Consider the following 21198-nt stretch of genomic DNA (forward strand, 5'->3'; position numbering starts at 1 on the left):
CCGCATATTTTCAGCCTTACCGGCAGAAATTGACAGCAGAACAACCGGCCGCCTCACCGGTACCCGTCAATATTCCTTCTCGTAAAAGATGCCCGCGCCGGCGCTGCCGGCGCTGCCGGCCTCGCCGCGCAGCTTCAGGCCGCGGCCGACATCGAGGTTGATGACCGCCTTGGCGCCGTTCGTCTCCGGGTCCTGCTTCAGTTCGATATAGGTCCGCTCGTTGAGATATTTGCCGGCGGAGACCGCCGCCCGGCCTTCCGCATCCGTCGTGATGTCGAGATCGTCGACGCCAAGTTTGCTGCGCAGGCTGTCGAGCAGGCCGGTCGAACTGCCGCCGGCAAGCTGGCTCGCGGCGGAGGCGAGCTGGGCGATCTGCACCGCGGAAAGGTTCGACATCGAGCGGTTGAAGATCAGCTGCGCCAGGATCTCATCCTGCGGCAGCGAGGGCGAGGAGGCGAAGGTGACCGTCGGGTTGTTGGCAAGGCCGGCCACCGTCACCGTGATTTCCGTCGAGCCGGCCGTGCTGGCGGCCACCAGATTGACCGTCGGCACGAGGCCGCCGGCAAAGCCGATATGGGCGCTGGTGAAATCGAGACGACGCGTCAGGATCTCCATGCGCCCGCGCTCCAGCTCGAAGCCGCCGGACACGACCGGCGAGGCGGACGTGCCGGTGATCTTCAGGCTGCCGCCGAGTTCCGCATTGATGCCGCGGCCGCGCACGAAGAGCTGGCCCGGCGCCTCGATGGTGAGGTCGAGCGCGATGCCGCGCGAGGCGCCGCTGCTGCCCTGGTCACGCTGCACGTCCGCCGTCATGCGCTTGACGTCGGCCGGCGCGTTGCGGTGCTTGATGTCGATCTCGGAGAGCGAGGCCGGCAGTTTCTGCGGAATGGTGATGTTCGCCTTGTTGATGCGCAACTTGCCGCCGAGCGAAAGCCCCGCCACCGGCCCCTTCAGCGTCAGGTCGCCCGCGACATTCGCCGTCACCAGCGTGCCGTCGACATAGGTGATGTCGCCGAGCTTGATGGCGACGTCCACCGGAAAACCGCTGGCCGGATCGATGCCGACGCGCCCGCTGGCCGAAAGCTGGCCGCCGCTGGCGAGCCTGCCGGAGACCGTCTCGATCACCGCCTGCCGCCCGTCCATGGTGACGCGGATCGTGAGGTTCTCCACCGCGAGGTTGCGGCGCACATCGACGAGCCGCGCGCCACCGGCGGTGATGCTGCCGGTGATCGAGGGTGCGGCCGCCGTGCCGCCGATGGAGACATCGACATCGGCATTGCCGGTCAGGACGAAGCCCTGGGCGGAAAGCTGGCCCTGCAAGAGGCCGAACGGCACCGTGCCGTTGAACTTGAGCCCGAGCGGCGTCGCCCCGCCGATGCCGACCGTGCCGCCGCCGCGGAAGGAGAGGCCGCCACCGCCCGAAAGCACCGTATCGAGCCGCACCTGGTTGTTGGCGAATTCCCCCTTGGCATTGATGGTGAGCGCGCCGATGCCCGCGCCGCGGGTCTGGCTCGTCACGGCCCCGTCCCAGTCCAGCGCATAAGTGACGACCGGCGCCGCCGCGCGGCCCTTCACGGTGACCGTGCCGCCGATCGTGCCCTCCGCACCGAGGCCGGCGGCGAAATTGTTGACGAGCGCCGCCGGCAGCGCCGAAAGGCGGACGGACAGATCCAGCGTCTCGCCCGCGCGGCCGGAGACCGTGACGGAGCCGCGGCCGGCCTGGATCGTCAGCCCGTCGAGCACGGCGACGCCATTGGTGACGCCGATCGTCGCCGGCCTGGCCAGTTTCAAGGCAATGCGCCGCGGGGCAGTCTCGAAGGCCTCGAGGGCGACGTCCAGCCCGCCGTCACGCTGGATGACCTTGCCCTTCGTCAGAAGCGGCGCGTCGTCGAGGCGGCCGGTCAGGTCGAAATTGGTCGCCTGCCCTTCGCGCGAAAAGTCGAGCTTGAGCGCTTCGAGCCGGTTCTCGCCCGAGGCGACCCGCTCGGCGCGCACCGTGCCGGTGATCGCCGCGGTGGAAAGATCGGCAATGGTGAGGTCGACCGCCGGCCTGGTGATGCTGAGCGTATCACGCCGGATGGCGGAACCCGAAGCCTGGACGGTCGCGGATGTCCTGCCATTGCCGGTCGCGATTTCCACCTGGCCGGAGAGATCGCCGGCCGCCTGCTGGCCCGCCATTGCGGCGAGCAGGCCGAGATCGGGGAAATCGAAGCGGATCGTGCCGTCCGGCATGAAGTTCTGCGCCAGCGCAAGCGAGCCCTTCAGCGTGTTCGGGCCGATTTCCGCCTCCAGCACCGGCACGGAGATGCGCCCGCCCTGAGAGGTGATGCTGGAGCGCACATTGATCGGCTGGCCGTCGAGCGCACCGGTCGCCGTCAGCTCACCGGACGGGCTGTCGGCGACGGCCTTGCCGGTCAGCGTCACCACGAGGTCGCTGAGCGTGCGGCCGGAGAGGGTCGCCCCGCTCGACGTGACCTTGGCGGACACGTCGAGCCCCGCGACGGGGCCGGTGGCGGAAAGCTCGAAGGCCGCCTCGCCCGCCGCATCGGCGAGCAGCTTGCCGAGGTCCAGCACCTTGCCGGTCAGCGCGGCGTCGAGCGTGCCGTTGCCGAGCGACACCGTGCCCGCCGTCTCCAGCGTGCCGGACTTGACCTGCAGCCCGGAGACCTGAACGGCGCCGTCACCCGCCAGCTGGACCCGCCCCTCCATCGCGATCGTCGTGTCGAACTTGCCGGCCAGCGCCGGCGGCAGCACGGCCGGCAGCGCGAAGAGGCGGAAATTGACGTCGGCCTCGCGGCTCGTGAGCCCGTAGCGGCCCGACAGCGTACCGCCGATGCTGGCGCTTTCGAGCGTCGCGGGATCGAAGGTGATCTCGTCGGGCGAGACGGCAAGTGTCGCCACCAGCTTTGCCGGTCCCTTCACCATGCGGTCGACATCGGCGCTGGCAAAGGCCGTCACGCCGGTTTCGAGCACCGCGTCGATGCGGCCGGACTGGCTGGCGACGTTGAAGGCCTCGCTTTTTGCCGTGAGGCGGATGTTTTCCACCCGACCGGCCGGCAGCTCGGCCGAAACGACGGTGGCATTGGCCTCGAGCGCCGCCGCGGTCGCCTCGCCGGTGAGCGACAGGTCGGCGCCCTCGATCAGCACGCGCGCATCGCCCTCGGCGAGCGGCCAGCGGAAATCGATCGGTCCATCCTTGCCGGAAAGCTTGACGTCGAGGTCGTTGGCGCCCTTGGCGCTGACGGTGCCCGAGGCGGCCAGCGTCATGGCCCCCGTCGAGATCGAGCCCTTCTCGATGCGCAGCATGTCCGAGCCGTCGAAGGCAGCGACGACATCGATGCCCGTCTCGCCGGCAAAGAGCGGGCGAAGCTGCGGCGGCATCAGCGCATCGAACGTGCCGCCGCCATTGAGGGCGATCGTGTGCAGGCCGTTCGCCGAAAGGTCGTGGCGCCCGTCGACCCGCAGCATTTCCGTGCCGTCCAGCGCGGCGGAAAGCCGACCCGTCCATTCGGAGAGCGGGCCGTCGCCCGTCAGGCGGATCGCGACGGCGGGGTCGTTCGGCAGCTTGAGCAGCGCCGCGAGCAGCCCGCCCTTCGGCTCGGCGACATCGGCCTCGAGGCGAAGCTCGTTGTCGGCGGGATTGAAGACGATATCGGCGGCGACGCGCGCATCCGGCCGCGCCTTTTCCGAGGCGGAGAGCTTGATCGCGACACTCTCGGCGGTCGCATCGCCGCTGCCGGAGACGACGATGCGCTGGTCGCGGCCGGCGACCGTGCCGGAGACGAAAAGCTCCGGGATCGCCAGCGCGCCGACATGCACCTCCACCGGCAGGGTGAACGGTTCGTCCGATGGTTCCGACTCGGCCTTCGGCTCCGGCAGGCGCAGCAGGGAAACGGAAGAGGCGGAGACGCGCTCGGCCTCGAAGCTGAAGAACAGAAGCTCCCAGGGCGACCAGTCGACGGCGAGGTCGCGGATTTCCGCATAGGTGCCCTTCGCATCCCCGACCGTGATCGTGCCGGCCCGGAGCTTGCCCGTGAGCAGGCCCGAGGGCTCGCTGATCGAGATCACCTGCCCGCTCGCCGCGGCGATCTTTTCCACCTGCGAAACGGCAAAACGCGCGCCCGCATCCGTAAAGCCGACAAAACCGATCAGCCCGGCAAGAAGGACCACGAGAACGGCAAGGCCATAGCCGATAAAACGGAGCGTGGCGCGGAGAATTCGGGACAGCCTGTTCATGCCTTATCCATTTCGCGTGCGAAGAGCGCAAGGAATCGCTCCGGTCCGTCTTGAATCTGAATCGCGCGGCCGATCAAGAGCCTAGACGAAAATTGAGGCGACAGTCAGAAGGATTGGCCGATGCCGGCATAGACGCCGAAGGAGGTGCCGCCGGGATATTTCTTCAGCGGCACCGCGACATCGAGGCGCAGCGGCCCGAACGGCGTCGCATAGCGCAGGCCGATGCCCGCGCCGGCCCGGATGTCCTTGAAATCGGGTACTTCGTCGGTCGAGACCGTGCCGACGTCGATGAAGGGCACGACGCCGATCGTCTCGGTGACGCCGATGCGCGCCTCGGCCGTGGCCGCGACATAGGAACGGCCGCCGAGCAGCTTGTTGCGGCCGTCGCGCGGCGAGATCTCCTGGTAACCGTAGCCGCGCACCGTACCGCCGCCGCCGAGGAAGAAGCGCCGCGTCGCCGGAATGTCCGAGAGGTCGTCGCCGCCGATGATCGTGCCGGCGGCAAGCTTTCCGGCCAGCACGAAACGCTTTTCCTCGCCGAACGCCTGGTAGCCCGTGATCGCGCCTTCGAAGCTGGAGAAGAAGGTGCCGCGCTCGATCTCGTAGCTCGGCTTCGCGTTGATCATCGCGCGATAGCCCTCGGTCGGGTTCAGCTTGTCGTCGCGCGTGTCGCGCACATATTCGATCGGGATGGCGAGCGTGAGATACTTGTTCTTGCCGAAAGCGTCCTCGACATCGCTCCACATGACCTCGCCGCCCGCGCTGACCGTGTCCCTATCGGAAAGCTCGATGCTGACGCCGGCGGCAGCCGTTGTGGTGAAGGCCTTGTAGGCATCGGGATCGACGATCGAGGCCTTGAGGCTGGCATTGAAGGTCGAGGCCGGTCCGAACGCACCGGGCTTGGAGAAGAGGATGCCCGCCGAATAGTCGAGATTGCCGATATCCGACTCGCCGATCCGGCTGACCGAGCCTTCCAGGCGCAAGGACTCCGCCTGGCCGAAAAGGTTGCGATGCCCCCAGTAGCCCTGCAGGCCCAGGCCATCCGTGTTCGAATATTGCGCGCCGACGCCGAAATAGCGGTGCTTGCCTTCGGAGACCTCGATGGTCATCGGCAGCGAGCCGTCCGGCGCCAGCTTGTCGGCCTCGCGGATCGTCACGCTGGAGAAGACGCCGAGCGTGCGCAGCCGCTCGGCCGCCTTGGTGAGCGCTTCCGGCGAATAGGGTTGGCCGGCATTGATGCGCGAATAGCGCTGCACGAAGGCTGGATCGACCGTCTTGGTGCCGGAAACGCCGACCTCGCCGACGGGCGCGACCGGTCCGCCCTCGGCCTCGATCACCACGTCGACGGTCTGCGTCTTGTGGTCGGCCGTCGCATTGCGCTCGGTGAGCCTCGCCAGCGGCCGGCCCTCGGCCTTCAGGTCGACGACGACCTTTTCGCCGGCTTTCAGGATGAGGGTGGAATCGGCCCGGGCGCCGGGCACCAGCCCGTAATCGGCGGGATTGCGCCCCTCCGCATCGCCGGAAAAGGCGATCTCGCCGAAGGTGAAGGCCGGGCCGGGCTCGACGCTGATCGTCACCGGAACGGCGCCACGCTGGTTGAATTCGGGGTTGGGCGGCAGCGAATCGAGATCCTGCCCGCCGACCGTCACGGTCACTACGCCGCCGTAGCGGGCCTTTTCATAAAGCGCCGCCAGGATGCGGTCCCGGTCGTCGCGCGCCTTGATGACGAGGCCGAGATCGCCGGACACCGGCTTGCCCTCGTCCTGCTTGAGACGGGCGGTGTTCTCGATCGCCTCCTTGAGATCGGCGTCGTCCGTGCCGGGATCGAGCGTCAGCGTGTAGTTGACGGGATCGATGACGGCGGCGGCCGCTTCCTCGTCGTCGTTCTCGAAGAACTTCATGCCGAAGATCTCGAAGGCCGAGGCGGGCGCGGCGGACAAGGGGCCGCATACGAGGGCGGCCGCGACCGCGAGCGCGGTTCCAGCTCTCAAAAACGCAAAACTCTTTTCCGGCCGGTTCACTTTATCCCGCATCCGCAGCTATCCGTCGCCTTTCTCCCTCAGGTGCGGTGCACGCGGCAAACCGACAGCTTCCGTCACGAACTTCAGGCGCCCCGCCTCATACGGGGCTTTCAGGCAGGAAAAGACCCTAACGCGTTAGGTTTTCCGTAATGTTAACGGCGGTTTTACACGGATGGAGACAAGATTTGAAGCACCGGAGCGGTGATTTTCCGTCACCCCCGGAAAAGCAAAAGCCCCGGAGACACTCCGGGGCTTCGCATAGGTTGCATGAACCGACGGTCAGTAACCTGACGGGCACCGGTCGATGTAACGGCGGCCGTAGCGGTCACGGTAGTAGCACTGGCCCGGCTGTTCGGAGACGCTGCCGATGACAGCACCCGAGACGCCGCCGATGGCCGCGCCGACGGCGGCACCGCGCACGTTACCCGTGACAGCGCCACCGATGATCGCGCCGGAGACGGCGCCGATACCCGCACCCTTTTCCGTCTGCGTGCAGCTGGCCACGGCCAGGCCGACCAGAACGAGCGCAATGACTTTCTTCATGAAGATATTCTCCAAAGTTGAGCGGCGGCCGCGTTTGCCGGGTCCGCCCTATCCCCTTCTACTCAGGAAACATACCGCGGCCGTCTTCAACGGTGAGGTTTGTCCAAGACCGAAAATATACCCGGAAATCGGGAAGTCCATGGCATTCAACTATTTTTTTGACATGCGAATAAATATCGTTTCCATTTCGTTTGATTGCTCCCGGCCTGTCGACCGGTCACGAGAAATTTCGCGATTGCCTGAAAGTACCGGTTGATCGCCGCCGCAAAAAGTCAAATGATATGACTGTTGATGCCGCGCCGGCGGTCGGAGGAACGGCCGGCGGCATCCCGCTACGAATGCAATGCACGCGAACAGACAATGCTGGTGTCGTTTGATCCCAGGCCCGCGTCGTGAGGACGCCCGCTGCATGTGACGTCGGATCGATCGCCCCAGCGGACAGTGAACCGCCAGGGAGGAACGCATGGCGAAAGTGGCAATGACCGTCAATGGCCGGAAGGTAAGCCGCGAGTGCGAGGACCGCACGCTGCTTGTCCATTTCATCCGCGACCAGCTCAGTCTCACCGGAACCCATGTCGGCTGCGATACGTCCCAGTGCGGGGCCTGCGTCGTGCATATGGACGGCAAGGCGGTGAAGAGCTGTTCGATCCTGGCGGCCCAGGCCGCCGGCGCCGAGATCCTCACCATCGAGGGCCTAGCGGCCAATGGCGAGCTGCACCCCGTCCAGGCCGCCTTTAAGGCCAATCACGGCCTGCAATGCGGCTTCTGCACGCCCGGCATGGTGATGAGCGCGGTCGACATGATCAACCGCTACGGCGCAAGGCTCGACGAGAAGACGGTGCGGGAAAACCTCGAAGGCAATATCTGTCGATGCACCGGCTACCACAACATCGTGAAAGCCATTCTGGCCGCCGCCGAGGAAATGGGTGCGGCAGGCCGGCAGGCCGCGGAATAACGGGGAGGCGAATAGGGAATAGCGAGTAGCGAATAGGGCGAAAGACGCCCCGCACCCGCCCCCCTATTCGCTACTTCCTACTCGCTATTCGCTCATTCTCTGGAGGAGATGAAGATGGGTGTCGAAGGCATCGGCGCGCGCGTCGCGCGAAAGGAAGACAAGCGGTTTCTCATGGGCCAGGGCCGCTACACGGACGACATGTCCGTGCCGGGCATGCGCTATGCGGCCTTCGTGCGCTCGCCGCATGCGCATGCGAGGATCAGGAGCATCGATACGTCGGCGGCAGAGGACATGCCCGGCGTCATCGCCGTGCTCACCGGCAGAGAGATGCTCGACGACGGCATCGGCAACCTGATCTGCGGCTGGATGATCCACTCCAAGGACGGTTCGCCGATGAAAATGGGCGCCTGGCGGCCGATCGCGCACGAGACGGTGCGCTATGTCGGCGACGCCGTCGCCGTGGTTGTCGCCGACAGCATGGGCGAGGCGCGCGATGCGGCCGAGGCCGTCCTCGTCGACTACGAGGTGCTGCCGGCCGTCACCGACGCCGTCAGGGCACTCGAAGCCGGCCAGCCGCAGCTCCACCCCGAGGCGCCCGGCAACCTCATCTTCGACTGGCAGCTCGGCGATTCCGACGCCACCGATGCGGCCATCGCCGCCGCCGCCCATGTCACGGAGATGCGGATCGTCAACAACCGGCTCGCGCCGAACCCGATGGAACCGCGCGCCGCGCTCGGCATCTATGATTCCGCCGAGGACCACTACACCTGCTACACGACCAGCCAGAACCCGCATGTCGCCCGCCTCGTCATGAGCGCCTTCTACAATGTCGCGCCGGAAAACAAGCTGCGGGTCATCGCCCCTGATGTCGGCGGCGGCTTCGGCTCGAAGATCTTCATCTATCCGGAGGAGATCGTCTGTCTGTGGGCCTCCAAGCGCGCGGGCGTGCCGGTGAAATGGACGAGCGACCGCACCGAGGCCTTCCTCACCGATGCGCACGGCCGCGACCATGTCTCGACCGTCAAGATAGCCTTCGATGCCGACAACCGCATCACGGCCCTGAAGGTCGACACGATCGCCAATTTCGGCGCCTACATGTCGCTCTTCTCCTCCTCGGTGCCGACTTACCTCTATGCCACCCTGCTCTCCGGCCAGTACGCCATCCCGGCCATCCATGCCAATGTGCGCGCGGTCTACACCAACACCGCCGCCGTCGATGCCTATCGCGGCGCCGGACGGCCTGAGGCGACCTACCTGCTCGAACGCACCATGGAGACGGCGGCGCGCGAGCTCGGCGTTTCGCCGGCGGAGCTGCGCCGCATCAACTTCATCCGCGCCTTCCCCCACCAGACGCCCGTCATCATGAACTATGACGCCGGCGACTACGAGGCCTCGCTGGAAGCCGCCATGGCGGCCGCCGACTGGAACGGCTTTCCCGCCCGCAAGGCGGAAGCCGCAAGCCGCGGCATGAAGCGGGGCATCGGCATGAGCTGCTATATCGAGGCCTGCGGCATCGCGCCGTCGGCGGCGGTCGGCTCGCTCGGCGCCGGCGTCGGCCTCTGGGAATCGGCCGAGGTGCGCGTCAACGCCGTCGGCACGATCGAGGTTCTGACCGGCTCGCACAGCCACGGCCAGGGCCATGAGACGACCTTCGCCCAGCTCGTCGCCGAACGCTTCGGCGTGCCGATCGACAGCGTCTCCATCGTGCATGGCGACACCGACAAGGTGCAGATGGGCATGGGCACCTACGGCTCGCGCTCCGGCGCCGTCGGCATGTCCGCCATCGTCAAGGCGCTCGACAAGGTGGAAGCCAAGGCCAAGAAGATCGCCGCCCACCTGATGGAGGCCGACGAGAGCGACATCGTCATCGAGAACGGCGCGCTGAAGGTCGCCGGCACGGACAAGTCGGTGCCGTGGTTCCAGATGGCGCTAGCCGCCTATACCGCGCACAACCTGCCCTCCGGCATGGAGCCGGGCCTGAAGGAAGGCGCCTTCTACGACCCGTCCAACTTCACCTTCCCGGCCGGCTGCTACATCGCGGAAGTCGAGGTCGATCCGGAAACCGGCAAGACGACGATCGTCCAGTTCGTCGCCGCCGACGATTTCGGCAACATCATCAACCCGATGATCGTCGAGGGCCAGGTGCATGGCGGCATCGCCCAGGGCATCGGCCAGGCGCTGCTCGAAGGCGTGCACTACGATCCGGAGACGGGCCAGCTTCTGACGGCGAGCTACATGGACTACACCATGCCGCGTGCCGACGACCTGCCCTCCTTCAAGGTCTCGCACCAGGTGACGCCCTGCCCGGGCAATCCGCTCGGCATCAAGGGCTGCGGCGAGGCGGGCGCCATCGGCTCGCCGCCGGCGCTGATCAACGCCATCACCGACGCCATCGGCAACAATGACCTCACCATGCCGGCAACGCCCCAGAAGGTCTGGGCGGCGGCGCTGGCCGCCGGCAACTGACGGAGGACGCCATGTACGCCACGAATTACCATCGCCCCTCCTCGATCGCCGAGGCCGTCGCCCTGCAGTCCTCTTCCGATGAGGCGAAATACGTCTCCGGCGGCATGACGCTGATCCCCACCATGAAACAGCGCCTCGCCGCCCCGTCCGATCTCGTCGACCTCCGCCACATCGCGGAGTTGAAGGGCATCTCCGTCAACGGCAGCCGGGTGCGCATCGGGGCCGGCACGACGCATGCCGAGGTCTCGGCCTCGCCCGAGCTCGCGGCCGCCTGCCCGGCGATCTGCCACCTCGCCGCCCATATCGGCGATCCGCATGTGCGGCATATGGGCACGATCGGCGGCTCCATCGCCAACAACGACCCGGCCGCCGACTACCCTTCCGCCATGCTGGCGCTGGGCGCGACGATCGTCACCAATGCCAGGGAGATCCCCGCCGACGACTTCTTCACCGGCCTCTTCGAGACGGCGCTGGAAGACGGCGAGATCGTCGTCGCGGTGACCTTCGACACGCCGGCGAAAGCCGGCTATTCCAAGTTCCCGAACCCGGCCTCGCGTTATGCCATGACCGGCGTCTTCGTGGCGAAGGCGCAGGACGGCAGCGTGCGGGTGGCGGTGACGGGCGCCGGCGCCAACGGCGTCTTCCGCCATGCCGGGCTGGAAGCCGCGCTTTCCGCCGACTGGTCGGCCGATGCTGCGGCAAGGGTGACCGTCGATGCCGGCGACCTGCTCTCGGACATCCACGGCAGCGCGGAATATCGCGCCAATCTCGTGAAGGTCATGGCCAAGCGCGCCGTCGCCGCCGCCTGACCCTTCGAAAAACTTGAAACTGTTCGATTAAAAGGACGGTTGAGGCCGTCCTTTTTTCATGCAGACTTGACATGCATCAACAGGAAATGGCCTTTGGGGGCTTAGGATACATTGGAATGGTTCAAAGGTGGCGCCGATTTGCCGCAGCGGATACCGTTGCGGGAAAAGGGCGACTGATATAGCCGATTGAACGACCGCCAACGACGATGATGTCCGGGTTTCCGCCGGACAGGAGACTCTGGATGGACTTCGAGACCTACTTCAAGAACGAGCTGGACGGCCTGCATCAGGAAGGCCGCTATCGCGTTTTCGCCGACCTGGAGCGCCAGAAGGGCAATTTCCCGAGGGCGACCCGCCACACGGCGAACGGCCCGCAGGACGTCACGGTCTGGTGCTCGAACGACTATCTCGGCATGGGCCAGCATCCCAAGGTGACCGAGGCGATGAAGCTCGCCATCGACCAGTGTGGCGCCGGTGCCGGCGGCACCCGCAACATCTCCGGCACCAACCATTACCATGTCCTTCTGGAGCGCGAGCTCGCCGACCTGCACGGCAAGGAATCGGCCCTGCTCTTCACCTCGGGCTACGTGTCCAACTGGGCCGCGCTCGGCACGCTCTGTTCCAGGATCCCCGGCATCATCTGTTTCTCCGATGCCGGCAACCATGCCTCGATGATCGAGGGCATCCGCCATTCGAAATGCGAGCGGGTGATCTGGAAGCACAACGACCTGAAGGATCTTGAAGCCAAGCTTTCCGCCGCCGATCCGAAGGCGCCGAAGCTGATCGCCTTCGAATCTGTCTATTCCATGGACGGCGACATCGCCCCCATCAAGGAGATTTGCGACCTCGCCGACAAATACGGCGCGATGACCTATCTCGACGAAGTGCATGCCGTCGGCATGTATGGCCCGCGCGGCGGCGGCATTGCCGAACGCGAAGGCCTGATGCACCGCCTCACCCTCATCGAGGGCACGCTCGGCAAGGCCTTCGGCGTGATGGGCGGCTACATTGCCGGCTCGGCGGCGCTCTGCGACTTCGTGCGCTCCTTCGCCTCCGGCTTCATCTTCACGACGTCGCTGCCGCCGGCGATCGCTGCCGGCGCGGCCGCGGCCATCCGCCATCTCAAGGAAAGCCAGGTCGAGCGCTTCGCCCACCAGGAGCGCGTGCGCAAGCTGCGCGGCCTGCTCGACCGCAGCGGCATTCCGCACATGCCCAATCCGAGCCATATCGTGCCGGTCATGGTGGGCGATGCGGCCAAGTGCAAGTGGATCTCGGACCTGTTGCTCGACAATTTCGGCATCTACGTCCAGCCGATCAACTATCCGACCGTGCCGAAGAAGACCGAGCGCCTGCGCATCACGCCGACGCCGCTGCATTCGGATGCGGATATCGAGCATCTCGTCGGCGCCCTGCATTCGCTCTGGTCGCGCTGTGCGCTCGCCCGCGCCGTCGCCTGACGGCGCGGCGTAAGCCGGTACTATCCGATGAGCCCGGCGGCCACCCGCCGGGCTTCTTCGTCCGCGGCAAATACGTCGTCCATCGCGGCGGCCGGCGGCAGGTGGGCGAGCCTGTCCATCACCGCCTCGGCAATATCGGCCATTGCGAGGAAGCCGATGCGCCCGCCGACAAAGGCGTGGAACGCCACCTCCTCGGCCGCATTCATCACCGCGCCCTGCAGGCCGCCGCGCGTGAGCGCCGTACGGGCCAGGCGCAGCGCCGGGAAGCGCTCTTCATCCGGCGCCTCGAAATCGAGCCGCGACAGTTTCGCGAAATCCAGCCGGTCGACATTGAGCGGCGAACGCCCGGGATAGGTCAGCGCATAGCCGATCGCCGTGCGCATGTCCGGCGCGCCGAGCTGCGCCAGCACCGAGCCGTCGACATAACCGACCATCGAATGGATGATCGACTGCGGATGCACCACCACCTCGATCTGGTCCGGCCGAACGTCGAAGAGGTGCTTCGCCTCGATCATCTCCAGCGCCTTGTTGAACATGGAGGCGCTGCCGATCGAGATCTTGAGGCCCATCGACCAGTTGGGATGAGCCCGGGCGATATCGGCGGTGACATCGGCCATCTGCGCGCGGCTCCAGGTGCGGAACGGCCCGCCGGAAGCCGTCAGCACGATGCGCTCGACCGCATAGCGCTGGTCGTCCTCCAGCGCCTGGAAGATCGCGCTGTGTTCGCTGTCGACCGGGATGAGCCGCCCGCCGCCCGCGGCGACGGCCCGGACGAAGAGGTCGCCGGCCGAGACGAGGCATTCCTTGTTGGCGAGCGCGATGTCCGCGCCCTTCCTCGCCGCCGCCAGCGTCGGCGCGAGGCCCGCCGTGCCGACGATGGCCGCCATCACCCAGTCCGCCTCGCCGGAGGCCGCTTCCAGCAGCGCCGCGCGTCCCGCCGCCGCAGCAATGCCACTGCCGGCAAGCGCCTCCTTGAGCGCGCCGTAGCGGCTCTCGTCCGCCGTCACCGCCATCGTCGCCCCGCACTCCTTCGCCTGCGCGGCGAGGAGATCCACGTTGCCGTTGCCGGTGAGCGCCAGGACCTCGTAGCGCTCCTGCCCGCCGAGCTGGCGCACCACGTCGAGCGTGCTGGTGCCGATGGAGCCTGTCGAGCCGAGAATGGTGATACGGCGCTTTTGCCGCGCGTCGGAAGCCATGGTGAAGTCCGCGATTTTCTTGTTATCGACAAAAGGCTCTACAGGCGAAAGACGCCTGCAACAAGTCATGGAAATGCTGTAAAGCGAAGGCTGCGCCCGTCTTCGCAAACCCGTGCTTGACCTTTTCGCCCGGACGGCCATAACGTCCCGGCAAAGCGGTCTTCCGCCCCGACGCGATTGGAGAAATCTGTGTACCGACGCCTGAGAGTATGGACCCTCGCCTGCCTCGCCTTCGCGGCGGCAGCTCCGGCCTATGCCGACGAGCCGGTCCCGGGCGGTCTCGGCGGCACCTGGCTGGCCGAGGATATCGGCGGCAACGGTGTGATCGACGACCTGCAGACGACGCTGGAGGTCAAGCCGGACGGGTCCTATGGTGGCAATGGCGGCTGCAACACCTATCGCGGCAAATTGAAGGTGCAGAACGGCAACATCGCCTTCGCCCCCGCCGCCGCCACGCGCAAGATGTGCGCGCCGGCCATCATGGACCAGGAGCAGAAGTTCTTCGACGCGCTCGGCACCGTGACCTCGTGGAAGCTCGAAAACGGCATCCTGCACCTGACGGGCAAGGAGGGCGCCCCCGCGATCCGCCTCGCCGGCCTCAAGAACAACACCGACATCGTCATCCGCCTGCCGGGCCCCGAACAGAGCGTGGCGCGCGAGACGATCAACTACCAGTGCGACGCCGAGCAGCGCGTCGTCGTCGAATACATCAATGCCGGCACCAATTCGCTCGCCGTCCTGAGGATCGCCGAGGAGACGGTCATCGCCGCCAACGTGCTCTCGGCCTCCGGCGCCAAATATGCCGGCGGCCAGTATGAATGGTGGACGAAGGGCGACGAGGCGACGCTCTACGACCTGACCAGGGGAGAGAACGCGCCGGGCGTCAACTGCCGCAAGACCGGCTGAGCCGGCCGGTCATTGGAGGGGGGGGACATCGCATGCCCACATTCCGCGTCGGACAGAAGGTCGTCTGCATCAACGACCGCTTCAAGAACGTCTCGATCGACCAGGGCATCCGCAAGGGGCAGGTCTACACGGTCCGCTGGACCGGCCACTACCGCCACTATGTCGACGGCGATTTCTACGGCATCAAGCTGATGGAGCTCTACCGCGGCAAGGACGACGGCCCGGAAGGCTACGGCGCCGACGACATGCCCTTCCGCGCCACCCGCTTCCGCCCGCTCGTGTCCGACCGCATCCGCAGCATGCTCGGCATCAAGGCCCCGCAGCCGAAGGTCGTCACGAAACCCTCCGCCATCCCGTCCATCCGCCCGAAACCCCGCGTCGTCACGCCGGAGCGCGAGACGGAAGACGTCTGACGCGGCTCCTCGCGGGAACAGCGACCTGAAGCGATTCGCGCCAACGGCTTCGGCGTGCGAGGCGTACAGGAACACGAAGGTGAAGGGCCGGATGCGTCACATCATTCTCATCGCCGCCATCGCCCTGCTCGGCGCCTGCACGGCCGGCCGGCCCGCAAACTGCGTCGTCACGCCTATGGACCTCGTCGAGTGCCATGAGAGGTGAAGGCCCTGTGGAAGCGAAGCGGGCGTCATTCCTGAATGACGAAACAAACCGTCGGTGATCCGCACCGTCCTGAACGGCGCGGCACCACGAAAGCCTCGAAAATGAGTGGTGATCCCGCCGCGATTCGAACGCGGGACCCCCAGATTAGGAATCTGGTGCTCTATCCTGCTGAGCTACGGGACCACTGATTGCACCCATACAAAAGCCGGGGCTTTTAGCCAAGTGGTTTTCAGGCGGGAAGGCGGCTTTCGGCGAGCTTGACCCAGTAGCTCACCCCATGGGGGATGGCGTCGTCGTTGAAATCGTAGGCCGGGTGGTGCAGGCCGGCGCTGTCGCCGTTGCCGAGGAAGACGAAGGCGCCCGGCCGGGCGAGCAGCATGTAGGAGAAATCCTCGCCGCCCATCATCGGGTCGAGCGCCGGGTCGACGGCGGCCTCGCCGGCGATCTCGCGCGCGACGGCGACGGCGTGGCCGGTCTCCTCGGGATGGTTGGCCGTGACGGGGTAGTTGCGGTGGTAGCCGACCGTGATCTCGGCGCCGTGGGCGGCCGCAAGGCCGTCGCAGACCTGGCGGATGCGGGTTTCCGCCTCCAGGCGCATTTCGGCGCTGAGGGTGCGCACGGTGCCGGCAAGCTGCGCCGTCTCCGGGATGACGTTGTGGGCGAAGCCGGCGTTGAACTTGGTGACGGAGACGACGAGGGACGCGATCGGGTCGGCGACACGCGAGACGATGGTCTGGAGCGCGGAAACCACCTGCGCGCCGATGACGATCGGATCGACCGTCTTGTGCGGCAGGGCCGCATGACCGCCGCGGCCCCTAACCGTGATGCTGAACTCGTCGGTCGCCGCCATGATCGGGCCGGGGCGTGTGCCGAAGGAGCCGACCGGCATGCCGGGCAGGTTGTGCATGCCGTAGACCTCGGCAATGCCGAAGCGTTCCATCATGCCGTCCTTGACCATCTCGTTGCCGCCGCCGCCGCCCTCTTCGGCCGGCTGGAAGATGACCGCGACATTGCCGGAGAAATTGCGCGTCTCGGCAAGGTATTTCGCCGCGCCGAGCAGCATGGCCGTGTGGCCGTCATGACCGCAGGCATGCATCTTGCCCCTGGCGGTCGAGGCCCAGGGCTTGCCGCTCGTCTCCTCGATCGGCAGCGCATCCATGTCGGCGCGAAGGCCGATCGTGCGCCCCTCGCCCCTGCCGCGGATGAGGCCGACGACGCCCGTGCGGCCGATGCCGGTCACGATTTCGTCGACGCCGAATTCACGCAGCTTCCCGGCCACGAAGGCGGCGGTCTTCTCCACGGCGAAGAGGATTTCCGGCTCCCGGTGGATCTGCCTGCGCCATTCAGCGATTTCGTCCTGCATCTCTGCGGCGCGGTTGAGGATGGGCATGCAACACTTCCTGTCATTTCGGCCGCAAAACCGGCCATCTGATTTCGATGGCTTTGCCATCACGGTGCCATATAGGTTAAATAGGGCGACGGTTCGAGACAACTCCCGATTTCGAGGTGAGACCCTTGCAGACGAACGGACGAACGACGCGCCGGAGCACACGGTTTTTGGGCTCCAGCCTGCTGCTCGCAGCCTCCCTTCTGGCAACCGCGGCAACCGCCGCCCCGCGTATCCTGGTGGACGTCAACACGCTGAAGGTCATCGAGCACGAGGATGCCTTCCAGCGCTGGTATCCGGCCTCGCTGACCAAGCTGATGACCGCCTATACCGTGTTCCGCGCCATCAAGGCCGGCGAGCTGACGCTGGAAAGCCCGGTCGTCATGAGCAAGCACGCCGCCGCCGAACCGCCGAGCAAGATGTATTTCAAGCCCGGCCAGAAGATGACGCTCGACAGCGCGCTGAAGATCATACTCGTCAAGTCGGCCAACGACGTCTCCGTCGCCATCGCCGAAGCGGTCTCCGGCTCCGAGCAGGCCTTCGTCGACCGTATGAACGCGGAGGCCGCCCGCATCGGCATGAGCTCCTCGCGCTTCATCAACCCCAACGGCCTGCCCGGCAAGGGGCAGTACACGACAGCGCGCGACCTGGCCGTGCTCGCCGTGACGCTGAAGCGCGAATTCCCGCAATATGCCTCCTATTTCGCGCTGGAAGGCTTCACCACGGGCAAGAAGCAGTATCCGAACTTCAACATGCTGATCGGCCGCTTCGACGGCGCGGACGGCATGAAGACCGGCTTCATCTGCGCCTCCGGCTTCAACCAGGTGTCCTCGGCCACCCGCAACGGCCGCAGCGTCGTCTCCGTCGTGCTCGGCTCCGACAGCCTTGGCGCGCGCGCGGACATTTCCGCCGGCATGCTGGAAAAGGGCCTGACGAAGCAGGCGGGCAATGTGCCGACGCTCGGCCAGCTGCGCCCCTATGGCGAGACGCGCGACGTCGTCGCCGACGTTTCACAGGAGATCTGCTCGAAGCACGCCGCCAAGGTGCGCAGCGAAAGCCGCGACGAAGCCGGGCGCCAGAAGCTCGTCTCGCCCTATATCCATGAGCTGAACCGGCCGTTGAGGCTGGTCTTCGCCGGCCTCATGGGCGGCGACACGGCCAAGCCCGCCGGCAACGAGCAGGTCGCCGTCGGCGATACCGGCGGCCTTGCCAACGTGCCGATCCCGATCCCGCGTCCCACGACCTTCTGATTGGCCCCGTTTGATTGGCCCTGTTTGATTGGAAAGACCATGACCCTTGCTGAGCGGCGCGTGCCGGTTTCCGTGCTGACCGGATTTCTGGGTGCGGGCAAGACGACCCTGCTCAATCGCCTGCTGAAGGACCCGGCGCTCACCGACACGGCCGTCATCATCAACGAATTCGGCGAGGTCGGCATCGATCACCTGCTCGTCGAACAGTCGAGCGACGGGGTCATCGAGCTTTCCGACGGGTGCCTGTGCTGCACGATCCGCGGCGAGCTGGTCGACACGCTCGCCGACCTGATGGACCGCATGCAGACGGGCAGGATCCAGCCGCTGAAGCGCGTGGTGATCGAGACGACCGGCCTTGCCGATCCCGCGCCGGTGCTGCAATCCGTCATGGGCAATCCGGTGCTCAGCCAGTCCTTCAGCCTCGACGGCGTGATCACCGTGGTCGATGCCGTCCACGGCCTGTCGACGCTCGCCAACCATCCCGAAGCGGTCAAGCAGGTCGCCGTCGCCGATCGCGTGCTGATCAGCAAGGTCCCGCTTGCCGATGCCGCGGCGGTGGAAGCGGTGAAGCGGGAGATCGCCGCGCTCAATCCGCGGGCGAGCGTCTCGGACGTCGACACGCCCGGCCTCGTCGGCCCGGCCCTCCTCGCCAACGGCCTCTACGATCCCGGCAGCAAGATCCCCGACGTCCGCCGCTGGCTGCACGAAGAGGCGCACGACCACCATGATCATGGACACGGTCACGCGCATCACCACGATCACGATCATGACCATCACCATCACGGCCATGACCACGAACATCATCACCCTCATGCCCACCAGCACGCCCATGACGTGACCCGTCACGACGCGACGATCCGCTCCTTCAGCATCGTGCACGACCGGCCGGTCGATCCGATGGCGCTGGAGATGTTCATCGACCTCCTGCGCTCCGCGCACGGGGAAAAGCTCCTGCGCATGAAGGGCATCGTGCTGATGTCCAACAATCCGGAGCGGCCGCTGGTGCTGCAGGGCGTGCAGAGCGTCTTCCATCCGCCGGAGCGCCTTTCCGCCTGGCCCGACCCGGCCGACCGGCGCACGCGGCTGGTGCTGATCACCAGGGACCTGCCGGAAGCCTTCGTGCGCGATCTCTTCGATGCCTTCACCGGCACGCCGAAGATCGACCGGCCGGACCGTGCCGCGCTGTCCGACAATCCCCTCGCCATTCCGGGCCTGCGCCTCTGATACCGGGCAGGGCGGGCGCTTACGGCACCCGCTGGAAGCGCCTTGCCATGCGCACCGTCGGCGCAGTGGCGCTGCGCAGGCATTCCGCACCGCGGCCGTCGTCGATCGTCAGCATCCTGCCTTCGATGCGATAGGGGCAGGATTTGTAGACGGAGCCGTCGTGCTCGAGCATGTCGACGCTGCCCTTCCTCTCCAGCTGCCAGCCGACCCGAAGGATGGTACGCGTCGGCGCGGCCGCATAGACGAAATCGAACTCGCCGTTCTCCCGGAACTCGATCGTCAGGCCCGAGCCATCCTCCGGCGCCCACAGGCCGATCAGCGCCGCGCGGTCCTCCGGTGTCGCGGATGACGAACAGCCGGTGAGCGACAGGGCAAGAAGGAGCGCGATGAAGGCGGATTTCATGGAGAAGATCCCTGAAGATGGCCTCTTGCGCATGACGCTGAACGACAGGCGTTTATTCAACGCCAGAAACGGCAAAGACCCGGATGCAGGGGACATCCGGGCCTTCGGGGAGGTCAGCGGGAAAGGCGCTTACTTGCAGACCTTGATCTTCTTGATGACGACATTGCCGTAGTAGTCGTAGGCCTTGACCTTCTTGATGAAGCAGTGCGGCTTGTAGCCGTAGTAGCCGGCCTGCGAGGGGGCGGCGAAGGAAACGGCGGCAACGAGGGCGATGGTGGCGGAAACGATGATCTTGCGCATGGGTCTCTCCTGATCTCTTTGAAGGATGAGCCTCTCTCATCCGGTGATCAGAAGGTCTCACATCCCCCCGCCCCGCGCTGTTCCGCAGGAAACAGGCAGGTTTGCGCCTCTCCGGCGCTCAGAAACGCGCGCCGGCGAAATGGGCGATCTGCGCGCCGAGCTCATAGTAGCCCTCGCGCATCGAGCGGAAGGATTGCGCCTCGGGCGCGCTCACCGGCAACGGCAGGTCCATCTCGGCGATCTCGCCGGAAATGAGCGCGGCCAGCGTGCGGCCGAAGACCGTGCCCGGCGCGATGCCACGGCCATTGTAGCCGGAAAAGCCGATGACGTTCTCGGCAAGGCGGTGAAAGCGCGGCAGGTTGTCCGTCGTCATGCCGATCTTGCCGTACCATTCCGCCTCGAAGGCGACGTCGCCGATCGCGGGGAAGAGCTTTTTCAGCGCGCGGCGCGCCCAGGCCTTGTGGATGCCGGTGCCCGTGCCGCGCAGCGCGCCGACGCTGCCGAACACCAGCCGGCCGCGCTTGTCGAAGCGGAAGGAGGAGAGCACGTCCTTCGTGTCCCAGGCTCCCTGTCGCTCCGGCAGGATCTTCGCCTGCATCTCGGGCGAAAGCGGCACGGTGGCGAAGTTGAAATAGGGCAGGTGCACAAGCTCGGTGCGCACCTCGTTCCAGGGCGCCACCGTATAGGCATTGGTGGCGACGACCACCCAGTCCGCCGTGACGGAGCCGCGCGCGGTCTGCACCGTCCAGCGTTTTCCCGTCCGCTCCGCGCCCGTCACCGGGCTTGCCGTGAAGACGGCAGCACCGGCCGCAATCGCCGCGCGGGCAAGGCCGCGCGCATAGGCGAGCGGCTGGATCGTGCCGGCACGCAGGTCGAGAAGCGAGCCCGCATAGGCCTCCGTGCCCACCTTCGCCGCCGTCTCGGCCGCGTCCAGCAGGCGCACCGGCGCGCCGCGGCGGGCCCATTGCTCGGCGCGCTGCTTCAGTTCGTCGAGACCGGATTGGCCGACGGCGCAATGCAGCGTGCCGGCCGGGTTGATCTCGCAATCGATCGCGTGCTTCTCGACGAGGTCGAACACGGCACGTGGCGCATTGCCGAGAAGCTCCAGCAGCCGGCTGCCATACAGGTCGCCGAGCACGCCGGGCAGTTCGTCGGGCATCACCCACATGCCGGCATTGACGAGGCCGACATTGCGGCCCGAGCCGCCATAGCCGATCTCCGCCCCTTCGAGCAGGATGACCCGCGTGCCGCGCTCGGCCAGATGCAGCGCCGTCGAAAAACCGGTATACCCGCCGCCGACGATGACGACATCCGCCTCCGCCCTGCCGGAAAAGGCGACGGTTTCGGGGGCGGGTGGAGCGGTCATCTCCCAAAGGCCATGGGAGCGCGGGTCGTTGAGCATGGCGTCAATCTTTTCCGAGGAGAAG

At 66.5% G+C, this 21198-nt stretch carries 16 protein-coding genes and 1 tRNA gene; 8 read left to right on the forward strand and 9 right to left on the reverse strand.

The window, feature by feature from the left end; genetic code table 11:
- Positions 1-66: 66 nt before the first annotated feature.
- The 3 genes from AABF56_RS18030 to AABF56_RS18040 form a co-directional block, all read right to left on the reverse strand.
- Positions 67-4236, reverse strand: a complete 4170-nt coding sequence (locus AABF56_RS18030) for a translocation/assembly module TamB domain-containing protein (protein ID WP_272807023.1) — start codon at positions 4234-4236, stop codon at positions 67-69.
- Between the two features lie 104 nt (positions 4237-4340).
- A complete protein-coding gene (locus AABF56_RS18035; protein WP_272807024.1) occupies positions 4341-6269 on the reverse strand; it encodes an autotransporter assembly complex protein TamA in 1929 nt (642 codons plus the stop codon).
- Positions 6270-6536: 267 nt separating this feature from the next.
- Positions 6537-6800, reverse strand: a complete 264-nt coding sequence (locus AABF56_RS18040) for a YMGG-like glycine zipper-containing protein (RefSeq protein ID WP_064331830.1) — start codon at positions 6798-6800, stop codon at positions 6537-6539.
- 463 nt (positions 6801-7263) lie between these two features.
- On the opposite strand from AABF56_RS18040, the gene AABF56_RS18045 reads away from it, so the two are divergent.
- From AABF56_RS18045 to hemA, 4 genes are all read left to right on the forward strand, one after another.
- Positions 7264-7755: a (2Fe-2S)-binding protein gene (locus AABF56_RS18045; RefSeq protein ID WP_244769222.1), complete on the forward strand. Its 492-nt coding sequence runs from the start codon at positions 7264-7266 to the stop codon at positions 7753-7755.
- 114 nt (positions 7756-7869) lie between these two features.
- Positions 7870-10221 carry a xanthine dehydrogenase family protein molybdopterin-binding subunit gene (locus AABF56_RS18050; protein WP_272807025.1) on the forward strand — a complete coding sequence of 784 codons (2352 nt, stop codon included), beginning with the start codon at positions 7870-7872 and terminating at the stop codon, positions 10219-10221.
- A gap of 11 nt (positions 10222-10232) precedes the next feature.
- A complete protein-coding gene (locus tag AABF56_RS18055; RefSeq protein ID WP_272807026.1) occupies positions 10233-11030 on the forward strand; it encodes an FAD binding domain-containing protein in 798 nt (265 codons plus the stop codon).
- Between the two features lie 242 nt (positions 11031-11272).
- The gene (gene hemA, locus AABF56_RS18060; protein ID WP_244769219.1) at positions 11273-12487 is read left to right on the forward strand and encodes a 5-aminolevulinate synthase; all 1215 of its coding nucleotides are present in this window, start codon (positions 11273-11275) and stop codon (positions 12485-12487) included.
- Positions 12488-12507: 20 nt separating this feature from the next.
- Here hemA and dxr read toward each other — a convergent pair whose 3' ends face one another.
- The gene (gene dxr / locus AABF56_RS18065) at positions 12508-13683 is read right to left on the reverse strand and encodes a 1-deoxy-D-xylulose-5-phosphate reductoisomerase (RefSeq protein ID WP_272807027.1); all 1176 of its coding nucleotides are present in this window, start codon (positions 13681-13683) and stop codon (positions 12508-12510) included.
- A gap of 189 nt (positions 13684-13872) precedes the next feature.
- Between dxr and AABF56_RS18070 the strand changes: the two genes are divergently transcribed.
- Complete coding sequence (locus AABF56_RS18070; RefSeq protein ID WP_272807028.1) at positions 13873-14589, forward strand: META domain-containing protein; 717 nt, start codon at positions 13873-13875, stop codon at positions 14587-14589.
- A gap of 32 nt (positions 14590-14621) precedes the next feature.
- Positions 14622-15002 carry a CAP-Gly domain protein gene (locus AABF56_RS18075; RefSeq protein ID WP_272807029.1) on the forward strand — a complete coding sequence of 127 codons (381 nt, stop codon included), beginning with the start codon at positions 14622-14624 and terminating at the stop codon, positions 15000-15002.
- Between the two features lie 311 nt (positions 15003-15313).
- On the opposite strand, the gene AABF56_RS18080 is transcribed toward AABF56_RS18075, so the two are convergent.
- Together AABF56_RS18080 and AABF56_RS18085 are read right to left on the reverse strand one after the other, a co-directional pair.
- A tRNA-Arg gene (locus tag AABF56_RS18080) sits at positions 15314-15390 on the reverse strand.
- A 46-nt stretch (positions 15391-15436) separates the two neighbouring features.
- Positions 15437-16597 (reverse strand): M20 aminoacylase family protein, encoded by a 1161-nt coding sequence (locus AABF56_RS18085; protein WP_272807030.1) that lies wholly within the window; start codon positions 16595-16597, stop codon positions 15437-15439.
- Between the two features lie 167 nt (positions 16598-16764).
- On the opposite strand from AABF56_RS18085, the gene AABF56_RS18090 reads away from it, so the two are divergent.
- Both AABF56_RS18090 and AABF56_RS18095 read left to right on the forward strand, forming a co-directional pair.
- The gene (locus tag AABF56_RS18090) at positions 16765-17844 is read left to right on the forward strand and encodes a D-alanyl-D-alanine carboxypeptidase family protein (protein ID WP_244769214.1); all 1080 of its coding nucleotides are present in this window, start codon (positions 16765-16767) and stop codon (positions 17842-17844) included.
- Between the two features lie 39 nt (positions 17845-17883).
- The gene (locus AABF56_RS18095; RefSeq protein ID WP_272807031.1) at positions 17884-19068 is read left to right on the forward strand and encodes a CobW family GTP-binding protein; all 1185 of its coding nucleotides are present in this window, start codon (positions 17884-17886) and stop codon (positions 19066-19068) included.
- 19 nt (positions 19069-19087) lie between these two features.
- Here the strand turns inward: AABF56_RS18095 and AABF56_RS18100 are convergent, their stop codons facing one another.
- The 3 genes from AABF56_RS18100 to AABF56_RS18110 form a co-directional block, all read right to left on the reverse strand.
- Complete coding sequence (locus AABF56_RS18100) at positions 19088-19471, reverse strand: hypothetical protein (protein ID WP_272807032.1); 384 nt, start codon at positions 19469-19471, stop codon at positions 19088-19090.
- Between the two features lie 129 nt (positions 19472-19600).
- Positions 19601-19771, reverse strand: coding sequence for a hypothetical protein (locus AABF56_RS18105; protein WP_244769211.1), 171 nt, complete (start codon positions 19769-19771; stop codon positions 19601-19603).
- Between the two features lie 118 nt (positions 19772-19889).
- Positions 19890-21173, reverse strand: a complete 1284-nt coding sequence (locus tag AABF56_RS18110; protein ID WP_272807033.1) for an NAD(P)/FAD-dependent oxidoreductase — start codon at positions 21171-21173, stop codon at positions 19890-19892.
- Between the last annotated feature and the right edge of the window lie 25 nt (positions 21174-21198).

The organism is Shinella sp. WSC3-e (genome assembly GCF_945994535.1).
GTDB lineage: Bacteria > Pseudomonadota > Alphaproteobacteria > Rhizobiales > Rhizobiaceae > Shinella > Shinella yambaruensis.